Annotated in this window: 17 protein-coding genes and 1 pseudogene; 9 read left to right on the top strand and 9 right to left on the bottom strand. The window is 68.0% G+C overall.

The window, feature by feature from the left end:
• Window positions 1-180: 180 nt before the first annotated feature.
• The gene (locus tag NGB36_RS00005; RefSeq protein WP_255917902.1) at window positions 181-984 is read right to left on the bottom strand and encodes a DUF427 domain-containing protein; all 804 of its coding nucleotides are present in this window, start codon (window positions 982-984) and stop codon (window positions 181-183) included.
• A gap of 592 nt (window positions 985-1576) precedes the next feature.
• On the opposite strand from NGB36_RS00005, the gene NGB36_RS00010 reads away from it, so the two are divergent.
• From NGB36_RS00010 to NGB36_RS00020, 3 genes are all read left to right on the top strand, one after another.
• A complete protein-coding gene (locus NGB36_RS00010) occupies window positions 1577-2980 on the top strand; it encodes a S53 family peptidase (RefSeq protein ID WP_255917903.1) in 1404 nt (467 codons plus the stop codon).
• A gap of 82 nt (window positions 2981-3062) precedes the next feature.
• Window positions 3063-3584: a hypothetical protein gene (locus NGB36_RS00015; protein ID WP_255917904.1), complete on the top strand. Its 522-nt coding sequence runs from the start codon at window positions 3063-3065 to the stop codon at window positions 3582-3584.
• Between the two features lie 214 nt (window positions 3585-3798).
• On the top strand, window positions 3799-4029 hold the full coding sequence (locus NGB36_RS00020) for a cytochrome P450 (RefSeq protein ID WP_255918496.1): 231 nt from the start codon (window positions 3799-3801) through the stop codon (window positions 4027-4029).
• A gap of 347 nt (window positions 4030-4376) precedes the next feature.
• On the opposite strand, the gene NGB36_RS00025 is transcribed toward NGB36_RS00020, so the two are convergent.
• Window positions 4377-4568, bottom strand: coding sequence for a ferredoxin (locus NGB36_RS00025; protein WP_255917905.1), 192 nt, complete (start codon window positions 4566-4568; stop codon window positions 4377-4379).
• Window positions 4569-4588: 20 nt separating this feature from the next.
• A complete protein-coding gene (locus NGB36_RS00030; protein WP_255917906.1) occupies window positions 4589-5806 on the bottom strand; it encodes a cytochrome P450 in 1218 nt (405 codons plus the stop codon).
• 108 nt (window positions 5807-5914) lie between these two features.
• On the opposite strand from NGB36_RS00030, the gene NGB36_RS00035 reads away from it, so the two are divergent.
• Window positions 5915-6586: a TetR/AcrR family transcriptional regulator gene (locus tag NGB36_RS00035; RefSeq protein ID WP_255917907.1), complete on the top strand. Its 672-nt coding sequence runs from the start codon at window positions 5915-5917 to the stop codon at window positions 6584-6586.
• A gap of 11 nt (window positions 6587-6597) precedes the next feature.
• Here NGB36_RS00035 and NGB36_RS00040 read toward each other — a convergent pair whose 3' ends face one another.
• Window positions 6598-6912, bottom strand: a complete 315-nt coding sequence (locus tag NGB36_RS00040) for a hypothetical protein (RefSeq protein ID WP_255917908.1) — start codon at window positions 6910-6912, stop codon at window positions 6598-6600.
• Window positions 6913-7367: 455 nt separating this feature from the next.
• On the opposite strand from NGB36_RS00040, the gene NGB36_RS00045 reads away from it, so the two are divergent.
• The 3 genes from NGB36_RS00045 to NGB36_RS00055 all read left to right on the top strand — a co-directional run bounded on the left by NGB36_RS00045 (window position 7368) and on the right by NGB36_RS00055 (window position 10692).
• Window positions 7368-8195, top strand: a complete 828-nt coding sequence (locus NGB36_RS00045) for a serine hydrolase (protein ID WP_255917909.1) — start codon at window positions 7368-7370, stop codon at window positions 8193-8195.
• A gap of 71 nt (window positions 8196-8266) precedes the next feature.
• A complete protein-coding gene (locus NGB36_RS00050; RefSeq protein ID WP_255917910.1) occupies window positions 8267-9052 on the top strand; it encodes an ABC transporter ATP-binding protein in 786 nt (261 codons plus the stop codon).
• Entirely contained in the window at window positions 9049-10692 is a 1644-nt protein-coding gene (locus NGB36_RS00055) for a transporter (protein WP_255917911.1), read from the top strand. The genes NGB36_RS00050 and NGB36_RS00055 overlap by 4 nt, the downstream gene beginning before the upstream one ends.
• 261 nt (window positions 10693-10953) lie before the next feature.
• Here the strand turns inward: NGB36_RS00055 and NGB36_RS00060 are convergent, their stop codons facing one another.
• The gene (locus NGB36_RS00060; RefSeq protein WP_255917912.1) at window positions 10954-11298 is read right to left on the bottom strand and encodes a hypothetical protein; all 345 of its coding nucleotides are present in this window, start codon (window positions 11296-11298) and stop codon (window positions 10954-10956) included.
• A gap of 620 nt (window positions 11299-11918) precedes the next feature.
• Between NGB36_RS00060 and NGB36_RS33580 the strand changes: the two are divergent.
• Window positions 11919-12050, top strand: a pseudogene (locus NGB36_RS33580) (DUF4232 domain-containing protein); the annotation flags it as partial.
• Between the two features lie 43 nt (window positions 12051-12093).
• Here NGB36_RS33580 and NGB36_RS00065 read toward each other — a convergent pair.
• The 4 genes from NGB36_RS00065 to NGB36_RS00080 all read right to left on the bottom strand — a co-directional run bounded on the left by NGB36_RS00065 (window position 12094) and on the right by NGB36_RS00080 (window position 16078).
• Window positions 12094-13518 carry an FAD/NAD(P)-binding protein gene (locus NGB36_RS00065; RefSeq protein ID WP_255917913.1) on the bottom strand — a complete coding sequence of 475 codons (1425 nt, stop codon included), beginning with the start codon at window positions 13516-13518 and terminating at the stop codon, window positions 12094-12096.
• Window positions 13515-14084 carry a cysteine dioxygenase family protein gene (locus tag NGB36_RS00070; RefSeq protein WP_255917914.1) on the bottom strand — a complete coding sequence of 190 codons (570 nt, stop codon included), beginning with the start codon at window positions 14082-14084 and terminating at the stop codon, window positions 13515-13517. The genes NGB36_RS00065 and NGB36_RS00070 overlap by 4 nt, the downstream gene beginning before the upstream one ends.
• An 87-nt stretch (window positions 14085-14171) precedes the next feature.
• Entirely contained in the window at window positions 14172-15077 is a 906-nt protein-coding gene (locus NGB36_RS00075; RefSeq protein ID WP_255917915.1) for a LysR family transcriptional regulator, read from the bottom strand.
• A 170-nt stretch (window positions 15078-15247) separates the two neighbouring features.
• On the bottom strand, window positions 15248-16078 hold the full coding sequence (locus NGB36_RS00080; protein WP_255917916.1) for a neprosin family prolyl endopeptidase: 831 nt from the start codon (window positions 16076-16078) through the stop codon (window positions 15248-15250).
• Window positions 16079-16267: 189 nt separating this feature from the next.
• Between NGB36_RS00080 and NGB36_RS00085 the strand changes: the two genes are divergently transcribed.
• Window positions 16268-17662, top strand: a complete 1395-nt coding sequence (locus NGB36_RS00085; protein ID WP_255918497.1) for a tetratricopeptide repeat protein — start codon at window positions 16268-16270, stop codon at window positions 17660-17662.
• Window positions 17663-17666 lie beyond the last annotated feature (4 nt).

The following is a 17666-nucleotide window of genomic DNA, read 5'->3' on the forward strand; positions in this document are numbered from 1 at the left end:
CGACGACAACCCATGGGGGATACCACAGCACAGAGACGACTCGTGAAACTCTCGGTAGCCGCGACCTGGCGAATTTCATCGCGGGTCTTCCCGCGCCCGACGCCGCATAGAGCGATCGAGGGCTACAGCCGACGCGCGATCGCGCCGCACCCCCCGCCGTGCACTGCGGGCCATTGCGCGTCACGCAGGGTGTTGATTTTCCCAGATGGCCCTGGTGACGGGAGCGGGGCGGGGGAGCAGTCGGCCGTCGAGGTAGTGGTCGGCGTTCTCGTTGTAGAAGGCGACCAGTCCCGCGATGGGCGACACTTGCCGGGTGGGGAAGTCGTAGGCCCAGGCGAGGTCCGGATATGTGGCCTTGTCGGTCCTGACGGACCAGTAGCCGCTGGTTTTTCCTTTGTACGGGCAGCTGGTGACGGAGTCGGTGGGCTGCATGCGCGTCCAGTCGAGATGCACGCGGTCGAGGTAGTAACGCGTCGGCAGACCCGTCTCCAGCACCGTCACCGAGGAGGGTGCGTCGGCGAGCACGGCACCGTCGAGCATCACGCGGACGCTGCGGCCCGACCGGAGCGCGTCGACGCGGGTGTAGGGGTTGCGGGGGTGGACGAATACCTGCTCGTCCTCCTCGAACCATGCGTCGATGGCCTCCCAGCGGAAGCTGACACAGCCGACGATGTCCGAGGGTGCGTCGTCGCCCCACTCCCAAGCCGCACCCGGGCGGCTGACCGAGTCGAGCTGGAGGGTATGGCGGCGCGCCCTGCCGACCCTTAGTGCGAGGGTCCGGCCCTCGTCGAGGAGAGCGCCGTCAACGATGTCCTTGCGGGGAATGCAGTACTGCGGGTAGCCCGGCCACAGCCACACGTACCGTGCCCGCACGGTGTCGAAGACAAGACGGTCGGCCGCAAAGCCGCGGATGCGGCGCGGTACAGGTTCGACGTGCCCGACCGGGACGATCATCCCGGGGTAGTCCGGTGTGTAATGTTCCATGGTTACTTGCCCCTCGTGGCATTTCCTGCCTGTGCCGGGCGGGCCGGGGTCAGGCTCGCTCCGACGTCTCCAGGCAATCACCAGGGCCGCTGTCCGGCATCTAGGGGAGCCAACCGGAATACGCCGGGAACGTGCCGTAGGCGGTAGGGGTAAGGCTCTGGGCTTCGCCGGACGCGGGGTGCGTGGCGTGGAGTGCCTGTCCGGGTGAGCGAGCAGAAGAAGGCGCCGCAGTTCGTCCGTCGGGAGGTGGTGGAGCAGGCCGGTGAGCATAGGCGACGGTGCCTGCCCCCGGTCAGTGCGCGCCCGCTACGGCGACATCCCGCCCCGGACCCTCACCACCGAATGCCCTCCCGGACTGGACACGGTTCCACCCGCGATCGAGATTACCCGGCTGGCCGCCGAGCGTGACTGGGTCGCAGGACTGCTGACCGAGCTGGAGTCCTCGCCTGCAGGTTGGGATAAGAGGCGAAATCAGCGGCTCGCCGGTCTGTCAGACATCACGATTAGATGACATTCATGACATGCGCCAGACGCATCCAGTCGCATAGGACCGCAGCCGTCGAGGACGGTACCTCCACAACCAAGGACTCCTATGCGACGCAATCCTGCCACCCGGGGCGCAGCGCCCAGCCGGGCCATACGCACCACCGCCGTTGCGTTCACCGCCGGAGCCACCGCTCTGGCACTGGGCATGGCACCCACCAGCATCACGGCGAGCACGAAGGCACTCGCTGCTGACAGCGCGAGACCTGGGGCGATGATCCGCCCGATCTCCGTCGGCGAGCACATGGCCGGCGTGCACGCCGCACCTATCACCACCTCGCAGTGCGTCTCGCAGTTCGGCATCCACTGCTACTCGCCGCTCCAGTACCGCAACGCGTACAACCTCAACCCGCTCTACTCCAAGGGAATCACCGGGAAGGGCCGCACCATCGTCATCGTCGACTCCTTCGGGTCGCCGACCATTCAGAACGACCTGCACGTCTTCGACAAGCAGTGGGGCCTGCCAGATACCAACGTCGACGTAGTGAAGTGGGGCAGCGTCCCGCCCTTCAACCCCGGCGACTCCGACATGTCAGGCTGGGCCGGAGAGACCACTTTGGACGTGGAGTACGCTCACGCCATTGCCCCCGACGCCCGCATTGTCCTCGTTGAGACCGGTGTCTCGGAGACCGAGGGCACCCAGGGCTTCCCCGAGATGATGGACGCCGAGAAGGCCATGATCGACCACGGCGTTGGCGACGTGATCTCGCAGAGCTTCGGCGCCACCGAGAACACTTTCCCCGGCTCCGCACAAGGCGACTACTCGTCACTGACCAGTCTGCGCTACGCCTTCAAGGACGCGGCAGAGCACGGGGTGACCGTCCTCGGCGCATCGGGGGACAACGGCGCAACCGATGCCGAACTGGACGGGACGACGCTGTACCCCTACCGCGTCAACTCCTGGCCATCGTCCGACCCGCTGGTCACGTCCGTTGGCGGCAGCCAGCTGCTGCTGGACGATCAGGGCAACCGGCTCTCGCCCGACAAGGTCTGGAACGATGGATACGGCGCCGGTGGCGGCGGGGTCTCGGCGGTATTCCCACGACCGTCGTACCAGTCCGGGGTGAGCTCGGTGGTCGGCAGCCACCGCGGGACACCCGACATCAGCATGAGCGCCGCGGTCGATGGGGCGGCTTGGACGTATTCATCCTACGACCCGAGCCAGACCGGATGGGGCCTGGTCGGCGGCACCAGCGAGGCCACTCCCATCTTCTCCGGTGTCGTGGCGCTGGCCGACCAACTGGCCGGGCACCGGCTCGGCCTGATCAACCCGGCCCTCTACACACTGGCGCGCCTCCCCTCGCGAGTGAGCGGTCTGGTAGACATCGACAGCGGGAACAATTCCTTCGGCGGCGTCACCGGCTACACCGCAGGCCCCGGCTACGACCTGGCCTCCGGCCTGGGCACCGTGAACGGTGGGCAGTTCGTCCGGATGCTGGCCCGGCTGGGCTAGGCTGCCAACTCCGGCAGGGCGTCATGGCCTCTGCGACATCCCGCACCATGAGGTCGGGTTCGCAGGGGCCATACGTCCAACTATGGCCAAGGTGACCATCGAGGAGCTGCTGGCGGCGCAGGAGTGCTCCTTCGGCAACCGGGTGCCGGACGTGCCGTCGGCTGAGCAGTGGCCCATCCCGCGGACCCTCGCCGAGAAGATCACCTACATGATGACGACCTACCCGCCGGGCAAACAGCCCCCGCAGGAGGAGGAGATCGCCAAGGCCTTCAATGCCAAGGCCGGCCGGGGCTTGGTCACCGAGGACATCGTACGGACGCTGCGGACCGGTGAGGAGACCGCCGTCGACCCGCAGGACCCCGTGGTGCTTGAGGGCCTGGCCGAGGCTTTCTCCGTCCCCGTGATGTTCTTCCAGCCGAACGAGCAGGCCGCACGGCAGCTGACCGAGGTCGTCGAGCTGCTCAGAGCCATCAACGACCGAAGGATCCTGGCTTTGGCCGCTCGCGGCAATGAGGACAGCCTCTCGCCGGAGATGATCAGCGTCGTGACCAATCTGGCTGCCGGGATCCGCAAGGGCACCGTCCCGCGGACCGGCCGGAGGTAGGACCCGGCTGCTGAGGTCACATCAGCAGTACGCCCGCGGTGAGGGCGCCCAAGGAGGCGGGCCACGGTCTGCGCGACGGAGTGGTAAGTCAGCGCCACGCGGCTCCAGCCGGCCACCGTCTCCACCGCCGCCTCTGCGCCCGGGGTCGGCCCGGGCGCAGAGGCGGCGGGATCCGGACCATGCCCAGACAGGGGCCGAAGGGTCACGGCGCTTCATCACCTCGGACGGCCGGCCTACCCACCCGGGCGCCTTCTTCCCCTTCGGCATCGGTCCCCGTGCCTGCCTCGGTCTGCAATTCGCGCTCCGCGAATCGACCGTCCTGCTCGAACACCTGCTGCCTGCCCACACCCTTGCCTTCCACTCCACCCCCACGAAGGCGTTGTACGGCATCACCGTCCGCCCCGACGGCCCCACCCCCGCAACCTTGGAACCGCCCCTCAGCTGAAGCGTGCCATTGTGCGGCTGCACCACATCGGTGACGGTTCGAGCGATGTTCATACGGCGGGCTCCTGCTCGGCCTCGGCAAGCAACTGCTCGGCTTGTGTGCACACCGGGGTCCACTCAGAGTGACTTAGCGGAGCAGCTACGTCGATCCAGATCAACGCGATGCAGGCCGCCGTGTAGTTGGGAGTACCCGGTCGCTCGCGCTGCCAGGCCGGCTGCGATGCCGGCGGCGGAGCGCGCGGGCTCGGGGCCCTGTGCGGCGGCCGCCGGCACCACCGATGATCCAAGGCTGCGCCACCTTGCTATCGGCGAGCCGTTCAACTCGACCGGTGTGGTCGGGCAGCCGCTCTACTCGACCACGCGCACCGCGCCCGACGGGCAGAGCGTGCCCGCCTCACGCGCCGCGGCGCGGGCCTCGTCGCGGGGCTCGGCGGCCAGCACCATCACCACACCGTCGTCGTCCTGGTCGAACACCTCCGGCGCCGTCAACGCGCACAGGCCCGCCCCCACGCAGACCTCCCGGTCGGCCGTCACACGCATGGCTGCTCCTTTCGCCGCGGTCACCAGGTGACCGGAAGTTCATTGACGCCCTGGATCGTCGTACCCGGACGTAGTGTCAGCCGGCCCACCGGCACTGCCAGCCGCAGGCCCGGAAGCCGCTCGATCAACGCTGTGAGGATGACCTCCAGTTCGAGGCGGGCGAGGTTCTGGCCGAGACACTGGTGCACCCCGTAACCGAACGCCAGGTGGTGGCGCGCCGCGCGCCGCACGTCGAGGGTGTCGGGGTCCGCGAAGACCGAACCATCTCGGTTGGCGATGGAGTTGGTGACGATGACGCCCTCGCCCGCCCGGATGCACTCCCCGTCGACCTCGATGTCCGCTGTCGCGACGCGCCCCCCGGCGATGTCGGCGATCGCCAGGTAGCGCAGCAGCTCCTCTACCGCGCCCGGCACCAGCGACGGGTCGTCACGCAACACGGCGTATTGATCGGGGTGTTCGAGCAGGGTGATGACGCTGAGCGAGGTCATCGACGCCGTCGTCTCGTGGCCGGCCACCAGCAGCAGGATGGCGGTCGCCACCAGCTCCTCGCGGTCGATCGTGCCCTTCTCCATCTGCTCGGTGACCAGGGTGCTGAGCAGTCCCGGCCGGGGCGCGCCGCGCAGGGTGTCGACCAGGCCGCCGAGGTAGCCCTCCAAGTCGTCCCGAGCCGCACGGACCCCCGCCGCGTCCGGGGACTGGACCAGTCGCCTGCTGGCGTCCTGGAAGTAAGAGTGGTCGGCGTAGGGCACGCCGAGCAGGCGGCAGATCACCATGGACGGCACGGGCAGCGCGAACTGGCTGACGAGGTCGGCGGGCGGCCCGGCGGCGATCATCTCGTCCAGGAAGCCGTGCACGATCCGCTCGACGTCGGCCCGCATGCCCTTGATACGCCGGACGGTGAACTCGCTGATGGTCATGCGCCGCTTCGGCCCGTGCTCGGGCGGGTCCAGGCTGATGAATGCAGGCCGGCGGTCCCGGAAGCTCTCCACCCGCTCGGAGGTCGCGGGGAAGTCGACGTGCGTTCGATCGGATGACAGCCGGGGATCGGCCAGCAGCTTCCGCGCTGTCTCATACCCCGTCACCACCCACGCCTGGCGGCCGTCGTAGAGGGTGACCCGCTGCAGCGATCCCTCCCGCTCCCGAAGGTCGTTGTATCGGTCGGGCAGGTGGTAGGGGCAGGTGCGGTCGCTGGGGAAGGCGGGAGCGCCTGATGGGGGCGTCGCAACGGTCTCGGTCATCGGTACCTCGATGTGCTCGACGCTTAAAGAACTGTCAGTTCTCTAAATCGGAGGCTAGGCTAACTCACCCGAGGCCCACAACGGATGTTCGACAAATGGCCGGGAGTCATGCCTCCAACCAACGCGGATGCGCCGGACCGGTCGGCCGGCGACCATCGCAGAAACCCTCGCCGCCGAGGCGAGGCGCTGGAGCACGCCATCCTGACGGCGGTCCTCGAGGAACTCGCCGAGGTCGGTTACGCCGGACTGACAATGGAGCGCGTGGCCGTGCGTGCCCGCACCGGCAAGGCCACCCTGTACCGCCGGTGGCCCGGCCGCGCCGAACTCGTCGTCGACGCCTGCGCGGCCCACCGCCTCTCCGACGCCGACCTGCCCGACACCGGAGCCCTGCGCACCGACGTCATCGCGGCACTGCGGCAACTCTCCGCCAGATTGACCACCTCGCACGGCGACATCCTCCGCGGCCTGCTCACCGAGATCATGCACAACCCCGAGTTCGCCCGGCTGGTACGCGAACGCGTCCACACCGCCGGCCCGGGACCGATCCATGGCCTCCTGCAACGCGCCGTCCGCAGGGGCGAGATCGAGCCATGGGTCCCCGCCTCACGACGCGCCACCGTGGCGGTCGACCTGCTCCGCAACCACTACCTGCTCCACGGCGCCCCGATCCCGGAGGACGTCATCACTGAGATCGTCGACGACGTCTACCTCCCCCTCCTCCTCGCCCCACCGGGCACTCCCGCGGCCCCGCCCTCGAACGGCCCCGCCGGGGGCGCGTAGCCGACCACCCGTCAGAGTCCATGAAGCGCCCGAGGCGAGCGGGCGGCGACGATCACGAACAGGGCGTACAGGCGGTGCGGGCCGAGGGTGTCGATGGGGAACAGGTCGGTGGCGAGGAGGCCGTGAGCCTGGGACTTCCCGAACGCTGTCCACTCGCCGCGTGCGGGGTGGCGGCGCGGGGCGGGTCCGAGGTCGGCGCCGCGTAGGATGCGGCGGACGGTGGGCGGGCTGACCTTGTGCCCGAGGTGGCGGAGCTCACCGCGGATGCACCGGGATCCCCACCGGGGATTCTCGGTTCCGAGTCGGTTATCAAATCGTGCGTTCACCGGACCGCACGGACCACTCAACAACCAAGATCAGCCGCTAAGTTGACACACCCCTGTCAGGCAGTGCGCGAAGAAGTCCACCACCCCTCGCCTGCGCCGCAACGGTTGAAGATCAAGCTGGGCCAATTTCCGGCTATCAAGGGCTATTGCAAAGCCCTATGAATCGCAACCTTTCCTCATTGGTGTGACCGGGGTAATGGGGCGTGGATCGCTTCCCGGTGGATGGTGCGGGCCTTGCCCGTGTGGTGAGAGTCACGTTCGAAGTCAATTAGTAGGCGTCCCTACCATTGGTGTGCCCCTCGCGCGGCGATTGCACCGAGCTTGGCAGAGCTGAATACGTAATCGCTTAGTAGAAATAAGGAAAACGCCTCTTGGCTCGCCGGTTTTGAGCGGATAGAACTTGCGGGATTCCCGAGGGAAGAGGTAATCCTCGCATGCAGCGCCCCGCTAAGCCCATGAGCGGTCGTCTTGCCAAGGCCCGCACGCTCATTCTCGGCGGCATCGCCGCCATAGGCATGACCCTTCTGGTCGTCAACGTCGCGGCGCCGAGCGCCTCCGCAGCCACGGCATTGCGCGTGGGCGTAGGGGCGACGCCGGCACTGCAGGTCGGGCAGCAGCCGCGTACGAGTACTCCGGTCGCTGCCGCGACGGCGACCAACACGTCCAGGGCGGCGGCGACACCGAAGGCGGGGGAGAAGGAGGCGAGCCTGTCCAAGGTGCTCGGCGGCCTGCGTACCGACGGCGCCCGGATGTCGGTTGCGGTGCTCGACACCGCCACCGGCGCGGGCGGCTTTTACGGCAGCGGCTCCTACGACACTGCGAGCATCGTCAAGGTCGACATCCTTTCCACCCTCCTGCTGCAGGCCCAGGACGCCCGGCGCGCCCTGACCGATCAGGAGCAGGATTACGCAACCGCCATGATCGAGCACAGCGATAACAACGCCGCGACCGCCCTGTGGGACGAGATCGGTGCCGCCCCGGGCCTCGACGCGGCCAATAAGCGCCTCGGCCTGACCAACACGCAGGCAGGCCAGAACGGCTACTGGGGCCTGACTCAGAGCCGCAGGTCTTCCCCGTCCAGCTCTACGGGGACGCCGACCGGCAGGGTGAGGACCGGATCGGCGTGTCCGACAGCAGCGCGGGGCCGGAGCCAAGCGCCCGCGCCTGAGACCCCGCGTATCCCGTACACCCGCTCCCACCGTGCGGATGAGGTTTTCGGCAAGCGCGGCGTCGGGTCGGCGTTCAAAGAGGGTCGGGTCCGGCGATTCGCTCGTAGCCGGTGAAGTTTAGGGTGATCGCACGGAGGGGCACGACCGGCCCCTCGTGATCCGTCGATGGGGAACGAGGAACACCAGTGGAGCATGGCAGGGCACCAGCTGCCGTACGCATCGAAGGCCTGTGGAAGCAGTTCGGCCAGCAGGCGGCGGTCGCCGGGGTCGATCTCGAGCTGCCTGCGGGGCAGTTCATCGGGCTCGTCGGGCCGAACGGGGCCGGCAAGACCACCACCTTGTCGATGGTCACCGGACTGCTGCGCCCCGACTCGGGCCGGGTCGAGATCGGCGGCCACGACGTATGGAGCGACCCGGTCGCCGTCAAGTCGCGGATCGGTGTGCTGCCCGAGGGGCTGCGGCTGTTCGAGCGGCTTTCGGGGCGCGAGCTTCTCTCCTACACGGGACGGTTGCGGGGCCTGCCCGGCGACGAGGTGGACAGGCGGGCCACCCAACTGCTGGACGTACTCGATCTCGCGGGTGCGCAGCACAAGTTGGTGGTCGACTACTCCACTGGTATGCGCAAGAAGATCGGACTGGCGGCGGCGCTGCTCCACAATCCTGAGATTCTCTTCCTGGACGAGCCGTTCGAGGGCGTGGACCCCGTTTCGGCGCAGACCATCCGTGGGGTGCTGGAGCGCTACACCGCTTCCGGCGCGACCGTCGTCTTCTCCAGCCATGTGATGGAGCTGGTGGAATCCCTGTGCTCCTGGGTCGCGGTGATGGCCGCAGGCCGTATCCGCGCGTACGGGCCCGTCGCGGATGTACGGGGCACCGCTGCGAGCCTGCAAGCGGCGTTTCTGGAACTAGTAGGTGCCCAGCGCACCGCGTCCGGTGACAGCCTCGACTGGCTCGGCGGCGACGCCCGATGAACGACACGCACCAGGCAGCCACCGGACAGGTGGCCGTGCGGCCCGGCGCCGCGTCCCTCACCTCGGTCTTCGTCCGGCTCAAGCTCGCTCTCCTGCGTAACGGGCTGCGCCAGTCCTCGGGCCGCAGGGCCGTCTACGTCACCTCGATCGTCCTCGTCATGCTCGTCACCGCGCTCCAGATGCTCGGTCTGATCGCGCTCCGCGGCACCGCGCACTCCGCCGCCCTGACCACCCTCCTCGTGGTGGTACTCGCGCTCGGCTGGGCCGTCATGCCGCTGTTCTTCGCCAGCGGGGACGAGACCCTCGACCCGACCCGGCTGGTCATGCTCCCGCTGCGGCCCATCCCGCTGGTGATGGCGCTGCTGACGGCGTCCCTGGTCGGTATCGGGCCGGTGTTCACGCTCGCGATCATCGTCGGCTCGGTGATCGCCACGGCGCACGGCGCCGCGGCCACGGTCGTCGGGGGGCTCGCCACGGTGCTGACAGTGCTGGTCTGCCTGGCGCTGGCCCGGGCCGTCGCGACCGCCAACATCCGCCTGCTGACCAGCCGCAGGGGCCGCGACCTCGCGGTGCTCAGCGGCCTGATCATCGGCGTCGGCATGCAGTTCGTGAACCTCGGTGTGCGGCAGCTGGGTGCGGCAGGGGGCCTGCAGGCTTTGCAGCCGGTCGCCGACGTCCTGCGATGGGTGCCGCCGGGTTCGGCGATGGACGCGGTACGGGCCGCGAGCGACGGCAAGTACGGCATAGCCGTGGCTGAGCTCGGTATAACAACCACGGGACTTGTCCTGCTGCTGTGGTGGTGGCTGCGGTCCTTGACCCGGCTGATGACCTCCCCGGACTCCTCCACCCTGCAGGCCGCCGCCCAACCGGACACCGCACGCGGGGGCCGGGCGGGGATCGCAGGTCTGCTGCCTGCGGGCCGTACCGGCGCGGTGATGCTGCGGTCACTGCGCTACATCTGGCGGGACCCGAAGACAAAGACGGCGTGGATGTCCTCACTGACCCTCGGTCTGCTGGTGCCGATACTCAACGCGGCGCAGGGACACGGCTCCTTGTACTTCGCCTTCTTCGCGCCGGGATTGCTCGGCATGCAGATGTACAACCAGTTCGGCCAGGACACCTCCGCCTTCTGGATGGTGCTCCAGACCATCGCCTCCCCGGCGGACGCCTATGCGGAGCTGCGCGCCCGCGCCTTGACGATGTCTCTCATCGCGGTCCCGTATGTAGCGCTCGGCGTCACCGCAGTGGCCGCGGTCACTGGCGACTGGCGGGGACTGCCGGAGGTGCTTGGACTGTCCTTCGCTCTGCTCGGCACGCTCCTTGGCACGGGCGCCCTGACTTCGGCGCTGTTTCCGTACTCGATCCCGCAGGGCAGTGGCTTCAAGAACGTCGCCCCGGGGCAGGTCGGAATCGCCTGGCTCTCTCTCTTCGGCGGACTGGTCACGGGCGCCCTGTTCTGTTCGCCGCTGATCGCGCTGACGATCTGGCTGCATATCTCGGGCAGCTTCGGACTTGTGTGGACCCTGCTGCCGCTCGGCGCAGCGTATGGGTTCTGCGCAGCATGGGGCGGCCTGCGGCTCGCCGGGCCACGGGTCGCTGCACGACTGCCCGAGATTCTGCTGGCGGTCAGCAAAGGCTGAGCTTCGCCTTGTGACAAGCCGGGATCCTGAGGCCGCTATTCAATCGATGGGATGAATAGCGGCCTCAAAATGGATCGGTCTCCGCACTTCGCAGTCTTCCCATCGCGAACTGGGGGAGATCCAGCCGACAACGGTTGCATGCCCTGCCGGCGCAGCGACGGCCACAACTACACGTCCGGGGCTCCATGGCGATTACTCTTGTGCTTCGTTCCGGTCGTGGCCAGCGCGGACGCCCCCCAGCTCCGCTGCAGGAGACCGTGATCACTCCGTCCGATTGGTTGGCCTCAGCCGAGACCGGCGAGTGGTGAAGAGGTGCACGGTCGGCCCATCGAGCTGTGTGCCGGTGTCGATGTCAGATAGCTCGAAGCCGTAGCCGTACCCGGACTGCAGTGCTTCCACGAACGCGGTCCGTTCGTTCTCATCAGCCAGAAGGGTTTCGATGGCCTCTGCAGCCGCCGCCGACAGATGGACGCTGACACTGGAGGCACGCTCAAGCACCCACCGCAGCGCTGCCTCGGGATCCACAGCCTGATACGCCGCCAGCACGATGCGATGCTCGCCGCCCTGAGGCAGGATCACGACGTGCTCGCACCGGTATCCGGCCATACCGTCTCCTGCGGCGACATGGTTCTGGTGGTGTCCCACGGGACAGTTGATCCATTCAGTGACAGTGAGTGACAGTGACAGCGGACGCAGCCCCGCGGGGCCGCACCTGGTGTCGCCACAGCGCTACGCCGCCGGCAGCGGCTGGTCGAGACAAGCGCCGCGCAGACCAATCTCCCGACCCGACTTGGACCTCCCCAAGGGCGATAGTCATGATCCAACAATATCGGGGCTCACGCATTCGTGGTGCTCGTTGAGGCGGAGCAGTACGGCCGTGAGGTCAACCGGTGACGAGGCCGGCTGTTCGAGCTGATGCTGCGCTGGTCCCCGACTTCAGTGCGCCTGAATAAACGCACCTGCTGCGGGATGTGCGCTTCGATCAGCTCGTCGATCACGGTATCGGCGTCCCCGCGACGGCGCGCACGGCCGCAGCAGCTCCGCCCGCGATGCTCCGTCAGTCAGTTGAAGTTCTCGACTCACAGGGCCGTCGTCCCATGTGACGAAACCGTGATCCGACTGCGGCGGCTCGTCCGGCATCGTCTGGTACCGCCCCCGCCCCCACGACGAACACGACGGCACCCGCCGGTGCCGCCGCCTGCCCGACACGCTCGCTGGAGGCGAAGGTGGGCTTCAGCCAGGGCACCGCGGGCAGCACCTATACCGTGCTCGACTTCACGAACATCTCCCAGACGACCTGCACGCTCTACGGATATCCCGGGGTCTCGCTCGCCGGCGGGACACCGGCGACCCGGATCGGCCTCGCGGCCACCGAGAGCAAGACCACCCCACGCAGACCGGTCACCGTTGGAGGAGGGTCCGGGCCAGATCGTCGGCCTGGCAGCGGATTTCGGGAACCGCGGTCGTCTCCAGGAGGTTGCCGCGGCGAAGCGACCCGAGTGTCCACAACGGTGCGGGGACGCCGTGCGATGCGGGGCGGAGCTGTCCGGTGGGAGCGGTGTCGAAGCCACCGCCGATCGCCGCAGGGCGGCCCAGGCCGGACGCGAGCAGGCTTGCGACCAGGGGGTCGTCGACTCGGGTGAGATCGGTCTGTGAACCCGTGCAGTTCACCACAGCACCCACCTGCAAACAGCGGCCGTCGTCCAACCGGATGTGGAGATGATCCGCCGCGGGCCGGGCATCAGCCACCGTACCCTTGCCGATTACGACGAGGCCAGCTCCCATGGCTGTCTCAAGGGCCCTGGCGCTGACCGGCGGAATCCTGTGGCGGTGGGTCTCCCACAGGCGGAGGTGTTGGCTGAGGAAGCGGGCCCGGTCCGGTGGGGGTAGTTGCAGCCACAGGGTGACGGTGACGGGGCGGAGGCTGTCCATTCCAGGCCGCCAGTCGCCGTACATGCGGCGACAGCCGGCGATGTGGCGCAGGACCGCCCGGCGCAGGGCGGTCAGGCCGGATCGGGCGTCCAGGCACGGGACGGTGGGCATGGTCAGTGGGGATGCGGGCGATTCGGCGTGGGGTTGTGGAACCAGTCCGTTGCGTGAGACTGCGTGGACGACGCGTCCGGGGCGCTTGAGCGTGAGCGCCGCATCCACCATGGTGAGTCCGGTGCCGACGAGAAGGATGTCGCGGTCGTCCGGCACGGACGCCAAGGCGCCGGGTGCCCACGGGTCGGTGAAGAACCTGGGCGAAGTGCGCAGCGACGGTGGCGCCCAGCTCTGGTCGGGGGGGAAGTTTCCCAGGGCAAGGACGGCAGCGTCGACGTCGAGAGTCCGGCCTGCTCCGAGTTGCAGGCAGAGCGACGACCCGGCGCGTTCCGGACGGTGACTGATTCCGACAACGCGGTCGTGGGTGCGGACCAGGTGTGTCGTGCCACAGCGTTCGCTCGCGGCCTCCAGGCTTTCGGCGAGGTACCGCCCGTAGAGACCACGGGTTACGAAGTCCTGGCCGGTGCCGCGGTGGGCGAGCCAACGGACGAAATGGTCGGGATCGTCGCGGTGGGCGCTCATGCCGGCGGCCGGGACGTTCAGGAGGTGGTGGGATGCGTCGGTGGCGAAGGCGAGGCCCCGCCCCGTGGTGCCGGGATCGATGAGCCAGACGCGACAATGGTCTCCCTGCTCCGGCGAGTTGTGGAGCAGGCGCATCGCCGTCAAAGTGCCCGCCGCTCCCGCACCCACTACGGCGATGTTCCGGTAGGCACCGCTGTGGCGCCAGTCGGTGTGACCGACCGGTTCGTCACCGATTCGCTCGGTGTTCTCCGCCGGGCTCACCGATCACCCTCAGGCAGGTCGTAGACGCGACGAATGCTGGTGCCCAGCTGTGCTACGTTCGCGCCGTAGACGTGGACCGAGATCGCCTTGGACGAACCGCCGTTGCACACCTGGTGGATGTCGCCGGGCGGAGCGAATGCGACGACCGATCCGGTCGGGTTGTGCACCGTCTCGGTCGGGACCAGACGCGAGGTGCGTCCGTCAGTCATCAGCCGATAGCGGTGCTCGAGCTCCTGGCCCTCATGGACACCGGTCACGCACCAGCAGACATGGTCGTGGATCGGCGTTCGCTGCCCCGGTAGCCAGACCAGCGCGACGATCGAGAAACTTCCGTCCTCTTCGGCATGGAGAACATGCTGTCGGTAGCGATCCGGATGGCCCTCGTGCTGCTCAACGATGAGCAAATCACGAGCGCCGAGCGAAGACGCAAGACACCCGGCCACCAGATAGGCCGTCGACTCCGGTGGAAGTCCTCGTCGCACGGCCTCGCGTACCTGGACGATGAGGTCGTCGACTCGTTGAGTGACCTTTGCGACGACTACGCCGGAGCCAGTGAGAGATGTCATGATGCAAACGTCGACCCCGGATGGCTGCTGCGTCCAACGACAATCCTTAAGCCACCTTCAAAGCCGGGCTTATGGCCCGCGGCGGGATCAGCAGCCGTCGCGGGCGGCAGCCGCCGCCTTGAGCGCGTCCAGCACCAGTATCGTTGCCGGTACCCGGCAGTGCTCTCGGAGCACATAGGCCGACACCTTGCGTCTGGTATGCGGTTTCACCGCCCGTCCGGTCAGCTTGGCATGGCAGAGGAACGACAGGACCAGGGCAGGCACCAGCGCCACACCCGCGCCGGCCATGACCAGGCTCTGCACCGCGAGGTTGTCGTCGGTGCTGAACACGATGTCGGGCGTGAATCCCTCCTCCGCACACACGTGGAGGAAGTTCGCCCGGCAGCGTGGACAGCCGGCTATCCAGCGTTCGCCGGAGAGGTCGCTGAGACGCACGGCCTGGCGACGTGCCATTGGGTGGCCAGCTGGGAGGAGGACGGTCAGGAGGTCCTCTGTCAAAGGAAGTTCGACCACTTCGGTCGGGACCTCTACCTGCAGACCCGGGTAGCTGAACGTCAGTGCGATGTCGCACTCTCCGCGCACCAGCCGCTGCACGGACTCCGGCGGCTCGTCCTCCAGCAGCTCGATTCGGATGCCCGGGTGTTCGACAGTGAGTTGTGCGATCGCCTCGGGGAGCAAGGTGGCGTTCGCGCTCGGGAACGCACAGACCCTGACCCGTCCGGCGCGTAACCCGGCCAACCCCTTGAGCTGCTGCTGGGCTGCGGAAAGATTACCGAGGATGACCCCTGTGTGCCTGGACAGGGCCTCTCCCGCCTCGGTCAACTTCAGTCGTCGTCCGACCCGGACGAACAACGCCAGGCCGACGGTCCGTTCAAGCGCTTTCATCTGCTGGGTGACGGCCGGCTGGGTATACCCGAGCGCCCGAGCGGCCGCCGAGTAGGATCCGGTACGGACGACTTCGTGAAAGGTCGCAAGGTGACGCGAGTCCAGCATTCCGGCAGCATAAGCAGAATTTGGGCACAGAGACGAGGGTTCAAAGCCTCGACCTCACGTCCCCTCCTGGCCGGACGTGAGGCCGGCCAGGAGCCGACTGCTGCCTGGTGTCGTGCTCGCGGCTGCCGTCCGGGTGCTTGACCGCTCGTCGGCGGTATGCGGCGGAAGCATCAGCAAGCGCCCTTGCCAGGGCCGCCGAGGCGGAACGAGGTGGCGGTGACCTGCCCCGCGTCGTAGTACGCCGGGCTGGTTGTTGTGACGGTCAGGGATGGGGCGTTGGTGGTCCCGAAGAGGCGGTAGCCGGCAATCCAGGAGGACCGCGGGCGGCTGCCGTAGCGGCCGTTACCCATTTGGGTACAGGACGGCAGGTCGGTGGGGTTGAGCGCGTTCTCGCCGAATGCGGTGACGAGCTGGGCCCTGGTGTAGCTGTCGCCCCACAGCGAGCCCGGGAAGTAGCCGATCTTGAGGTTATCGAACAGGACCCACCAGTCGCCGTCGATGTTGCGCAGGCCGAACTCCGCGGGAACGTAGCTCTCGAGTGGCATGCCGGGGGTGATGGTGTGGGACACCTGGACGAAGCCACAGCCGTTGTAGCAGGTGGTCTGTCCGTTCACCCAGTGGTAGACGAACAGGTGTGGCAGGTAGTCACCGTTGAGTGGCTCGTCAACGGTCCAGCCGACTTCGACGGTTGACTGCTGTGCGCTGTCCTGCAGGGCCAGCTCCTGGAGCGAATGCTCGCCGTTCTGTGTGGGATCGACCACCGGATCGCCGACCAGCATGTCCACGCTTGCTCCGGCGGTGTCAGTCTGCTGGCGGCCGTAGACGTAGTCGTAGCAGGCATCGAACCAGCAGATCGGGTGTTCACTGCCCGAGGCGGCGGCTCTGGCCACGGGCGGAACCGTCGGAGTCACCCCGGAGACGGCCGCCTGGGCGGGCGGACCTGTCAGCAGTGCGGCGACGGTGGCCACGGCCCCGAGGCCGGCTATGAGTGGGGCGCGCATGCGCATGAGCTCTCCCCTCGTGGATGGCACGACGGTGATTGACGTAAGTAGCAATGTAAGAGCGATTACGCGATGACTTAACATAGGGTGGCGTGAGCGCGGAGGGCAATGGCCCGTCAGGAAGTAATCTGGCGGTAACTCCCGCCAGATGGAGGGGACTTGGTGGCGACAGGCGAGGGGCCGGTCAGGTTGGATGAGGGAAGGGCGATCGGGGCACGTGTCCAGAAGCTCCGTATTCAGCGGAAGCTGACTCAGCGCCAGTTGGCCGAGCCCAAGTACACGGCTGCCTACGTATCCACGCTGGAGGCCGGCAAGGTCCGCCCATCGGAGACCGCCCTGCGTTACCTGGCCGACAGGCTGGGCACCAGCTACGAGCAGTTGGTCACCGGCATTCCGGCCGAGTTGCGGACGGAGCTGCGCGAGGGTCTGGCCGAGGCCCGCACTCTCATGAGCCAGGGATCAGAGCCGCACCGCGTCGAGGGCCTTCTCAGCCGTCTGCTCGTGCGGGCAGAGCAGTACAATCTCGCCGATCTGCAGGCCGACCTGCACGTCGCGCTGGGTGACCAGCGGATCAATCAGGGTGAACTTGCCGAAGCCCGCGAGCATTTCGAACGGGCTGAGCGGCTGCTCGGGGACGAGCCTCTGCCCCGCCGGGTCCCGGCGCTGCGGGGCGTGGCCAGAGCCCACCACCTGGCTGGAGAGCTCCGATACGCCTGCTACCGGCTGGAGAGCGGCATCGACGAGCTGAACGGTACCGGACTGCCCGACCCGGAGGCACTGCTGCTGCTCTACACCGCCGTGATCACCCCCTACCTGGACATGGGCTCTTTCGAACGTGCTGGCAAGGCCGCCGCCCTTGCGCTCGAACTGGCACCCCAAGTTCGGGATCCGGTCGCGGTCGCCGCGCTGCACCGCTCGGTGGCCCGCACCCTGGCTGCTCAGGGTCGTTTTGAGGATGCCGAGACGTACCTGCTCCGCGCCCAATCGGTTTATCAGCAGTGGGAGATCCGCGCTGACCTCGCGCACTGCCATTGGATGCGCGGCTATCTGCACACCCAGCACGGCCTGTTGGCCGAGGCCGAGGACGAACTCCGGGCAGCAGGCGACATGCTCCGGGAGACGGGCGCCGAGCTCTACGCCGTGCAGGTCGAGGTCGAACTCGCCGACGTGCGATGGCGGCGCGGCCGGGCTGCGGACGCCGAGGAACTTCTCACCGCGCTGCTGGGCGGCCTTGGGCCGGGGCATGGCGCGGTGCATGCCGCCGCCGCGCACCGCCTTCTCGGGATGATCCGGGAGCAGCACGGTGACGACGAGGCGGCCGAGCGCCACTACCAGGCCGCCGTACTGCTCCAGGAGGAGGCGGACGTCACCGGAGATCTTGCCGACACCTCCCGGCTGCTGGGGGATCTGCTGTACCGCCGAGGCCGCACCGATGAAGCGGTGGAGGCATACCGTCACGGGTTGACCCGCCTCGCAAGGCCGGGAACCACCACGCTAGGCCCGTCCCCGGCGACCCCGCCCATCGCGACCCCGCCCCTGAGCGGTGGCCGGTCGGACCGGAGCAGCCCGGACTTGAACGGCTGATGAC

This window comes from Streptomyces humicola (assembly GCF_024436035.1).
Lineage (GTDB): Bacteria > Actinomycetota > Actinomycetes > Streptomycetales > Streptomycetaceae > Streptantibioticus_B > Streptantibioticus_B humicola.

Excerpts from the sequence above, each read along its gene's own strand:
- NGB36_RS00025 (WP_255917905.1), bottom strand. The coding sequence starts at position 4,568 with ATGCGTGTGACGGCCGACCGGGAGGTCTGCGTGGGGGCGGGCCTGTGC.
- NGB36_RS00070 (WP_255917914.1), bottom strand. The coding sequence starts at position 14,084 with ATGACATCTCTCACTGGCTCCGGCGTAGTCGTCGCAAAGGTCACTCAA.
- NGB36_RS00030 (WP_255917906.1), bottom strand. The coding sequence starts at position 5,806 with ATGACCGAGACCGTTGCGACGCCCCCATCAGGCGCTCCCGCCTTCCCC.
- NGB36_RS00080 (WP_255917916.1), bottom strand. The coding sequence starts at position 16,078 with ATGCGCGCCCCACTCATAGCCGGCCTCGGGGCCGTGGCCACCGTCGCC.
- NGB36_RS00075 (WP_255917915.1), bottom strand. The coding sequence starts at position 15,077 with ATGCTGGACTCGCGTCACCTTGCGACCTTTCACGAAGTCGTCCGTACC.
- NGB36_RS00005 (WP_255917902.1), bottom strand. The coding sequence starts at position 984 with ATGGAACATTACACACCGGACTACCCCGGGATGATCGTCCCGGTCGGG.
- NGB36_RS00035 (WP_255917907.1), top strand. The coding sequence starts at position 5,915 with ATGCCTCCAACCAACGCGGATGCGCCGGACCGGTCGGCCGGCGACCAT.
- NGB36_RS00045 (WP_255917909.1), top strand. The coding sequence starts at position 7,368 with ATGAGCGGTCGTCTTGCCAAGGCCCGCACGCTCATTCTCGGCGGCATC.
- NGB36_RS00015 (WP_255917904.1), top strand. The coding sequence starts at position 3,063 with ATGGCCAAGGTGACCATCGAGGAGCTGCTGGCGGCGCAGGAGTGCTCC.
- NGB36_RS00055 (WP_255917911.1), top strand. The coding sequence starts at position 9,049 with ATGAACGACACGCACCAGGCAGCCACCGGACAGGTGGCCGTGCGGCCC.
- NGB36_RS00010 (WP_255917903.1), top strand. The coding sequence starts at position 1,577 with ATGCGACGCAATCCTGCCACCCGGGGCGCAGCGCCCAGCCGGGCCATA.
- NGB36_RS00060 (WP_255917912.1), bottom strand. The coding sequence starts at position 11,298 with ATGGCCGGATACCGGTGCGAGCACGTCGTGATCCTGCCTCAGGGCGGC.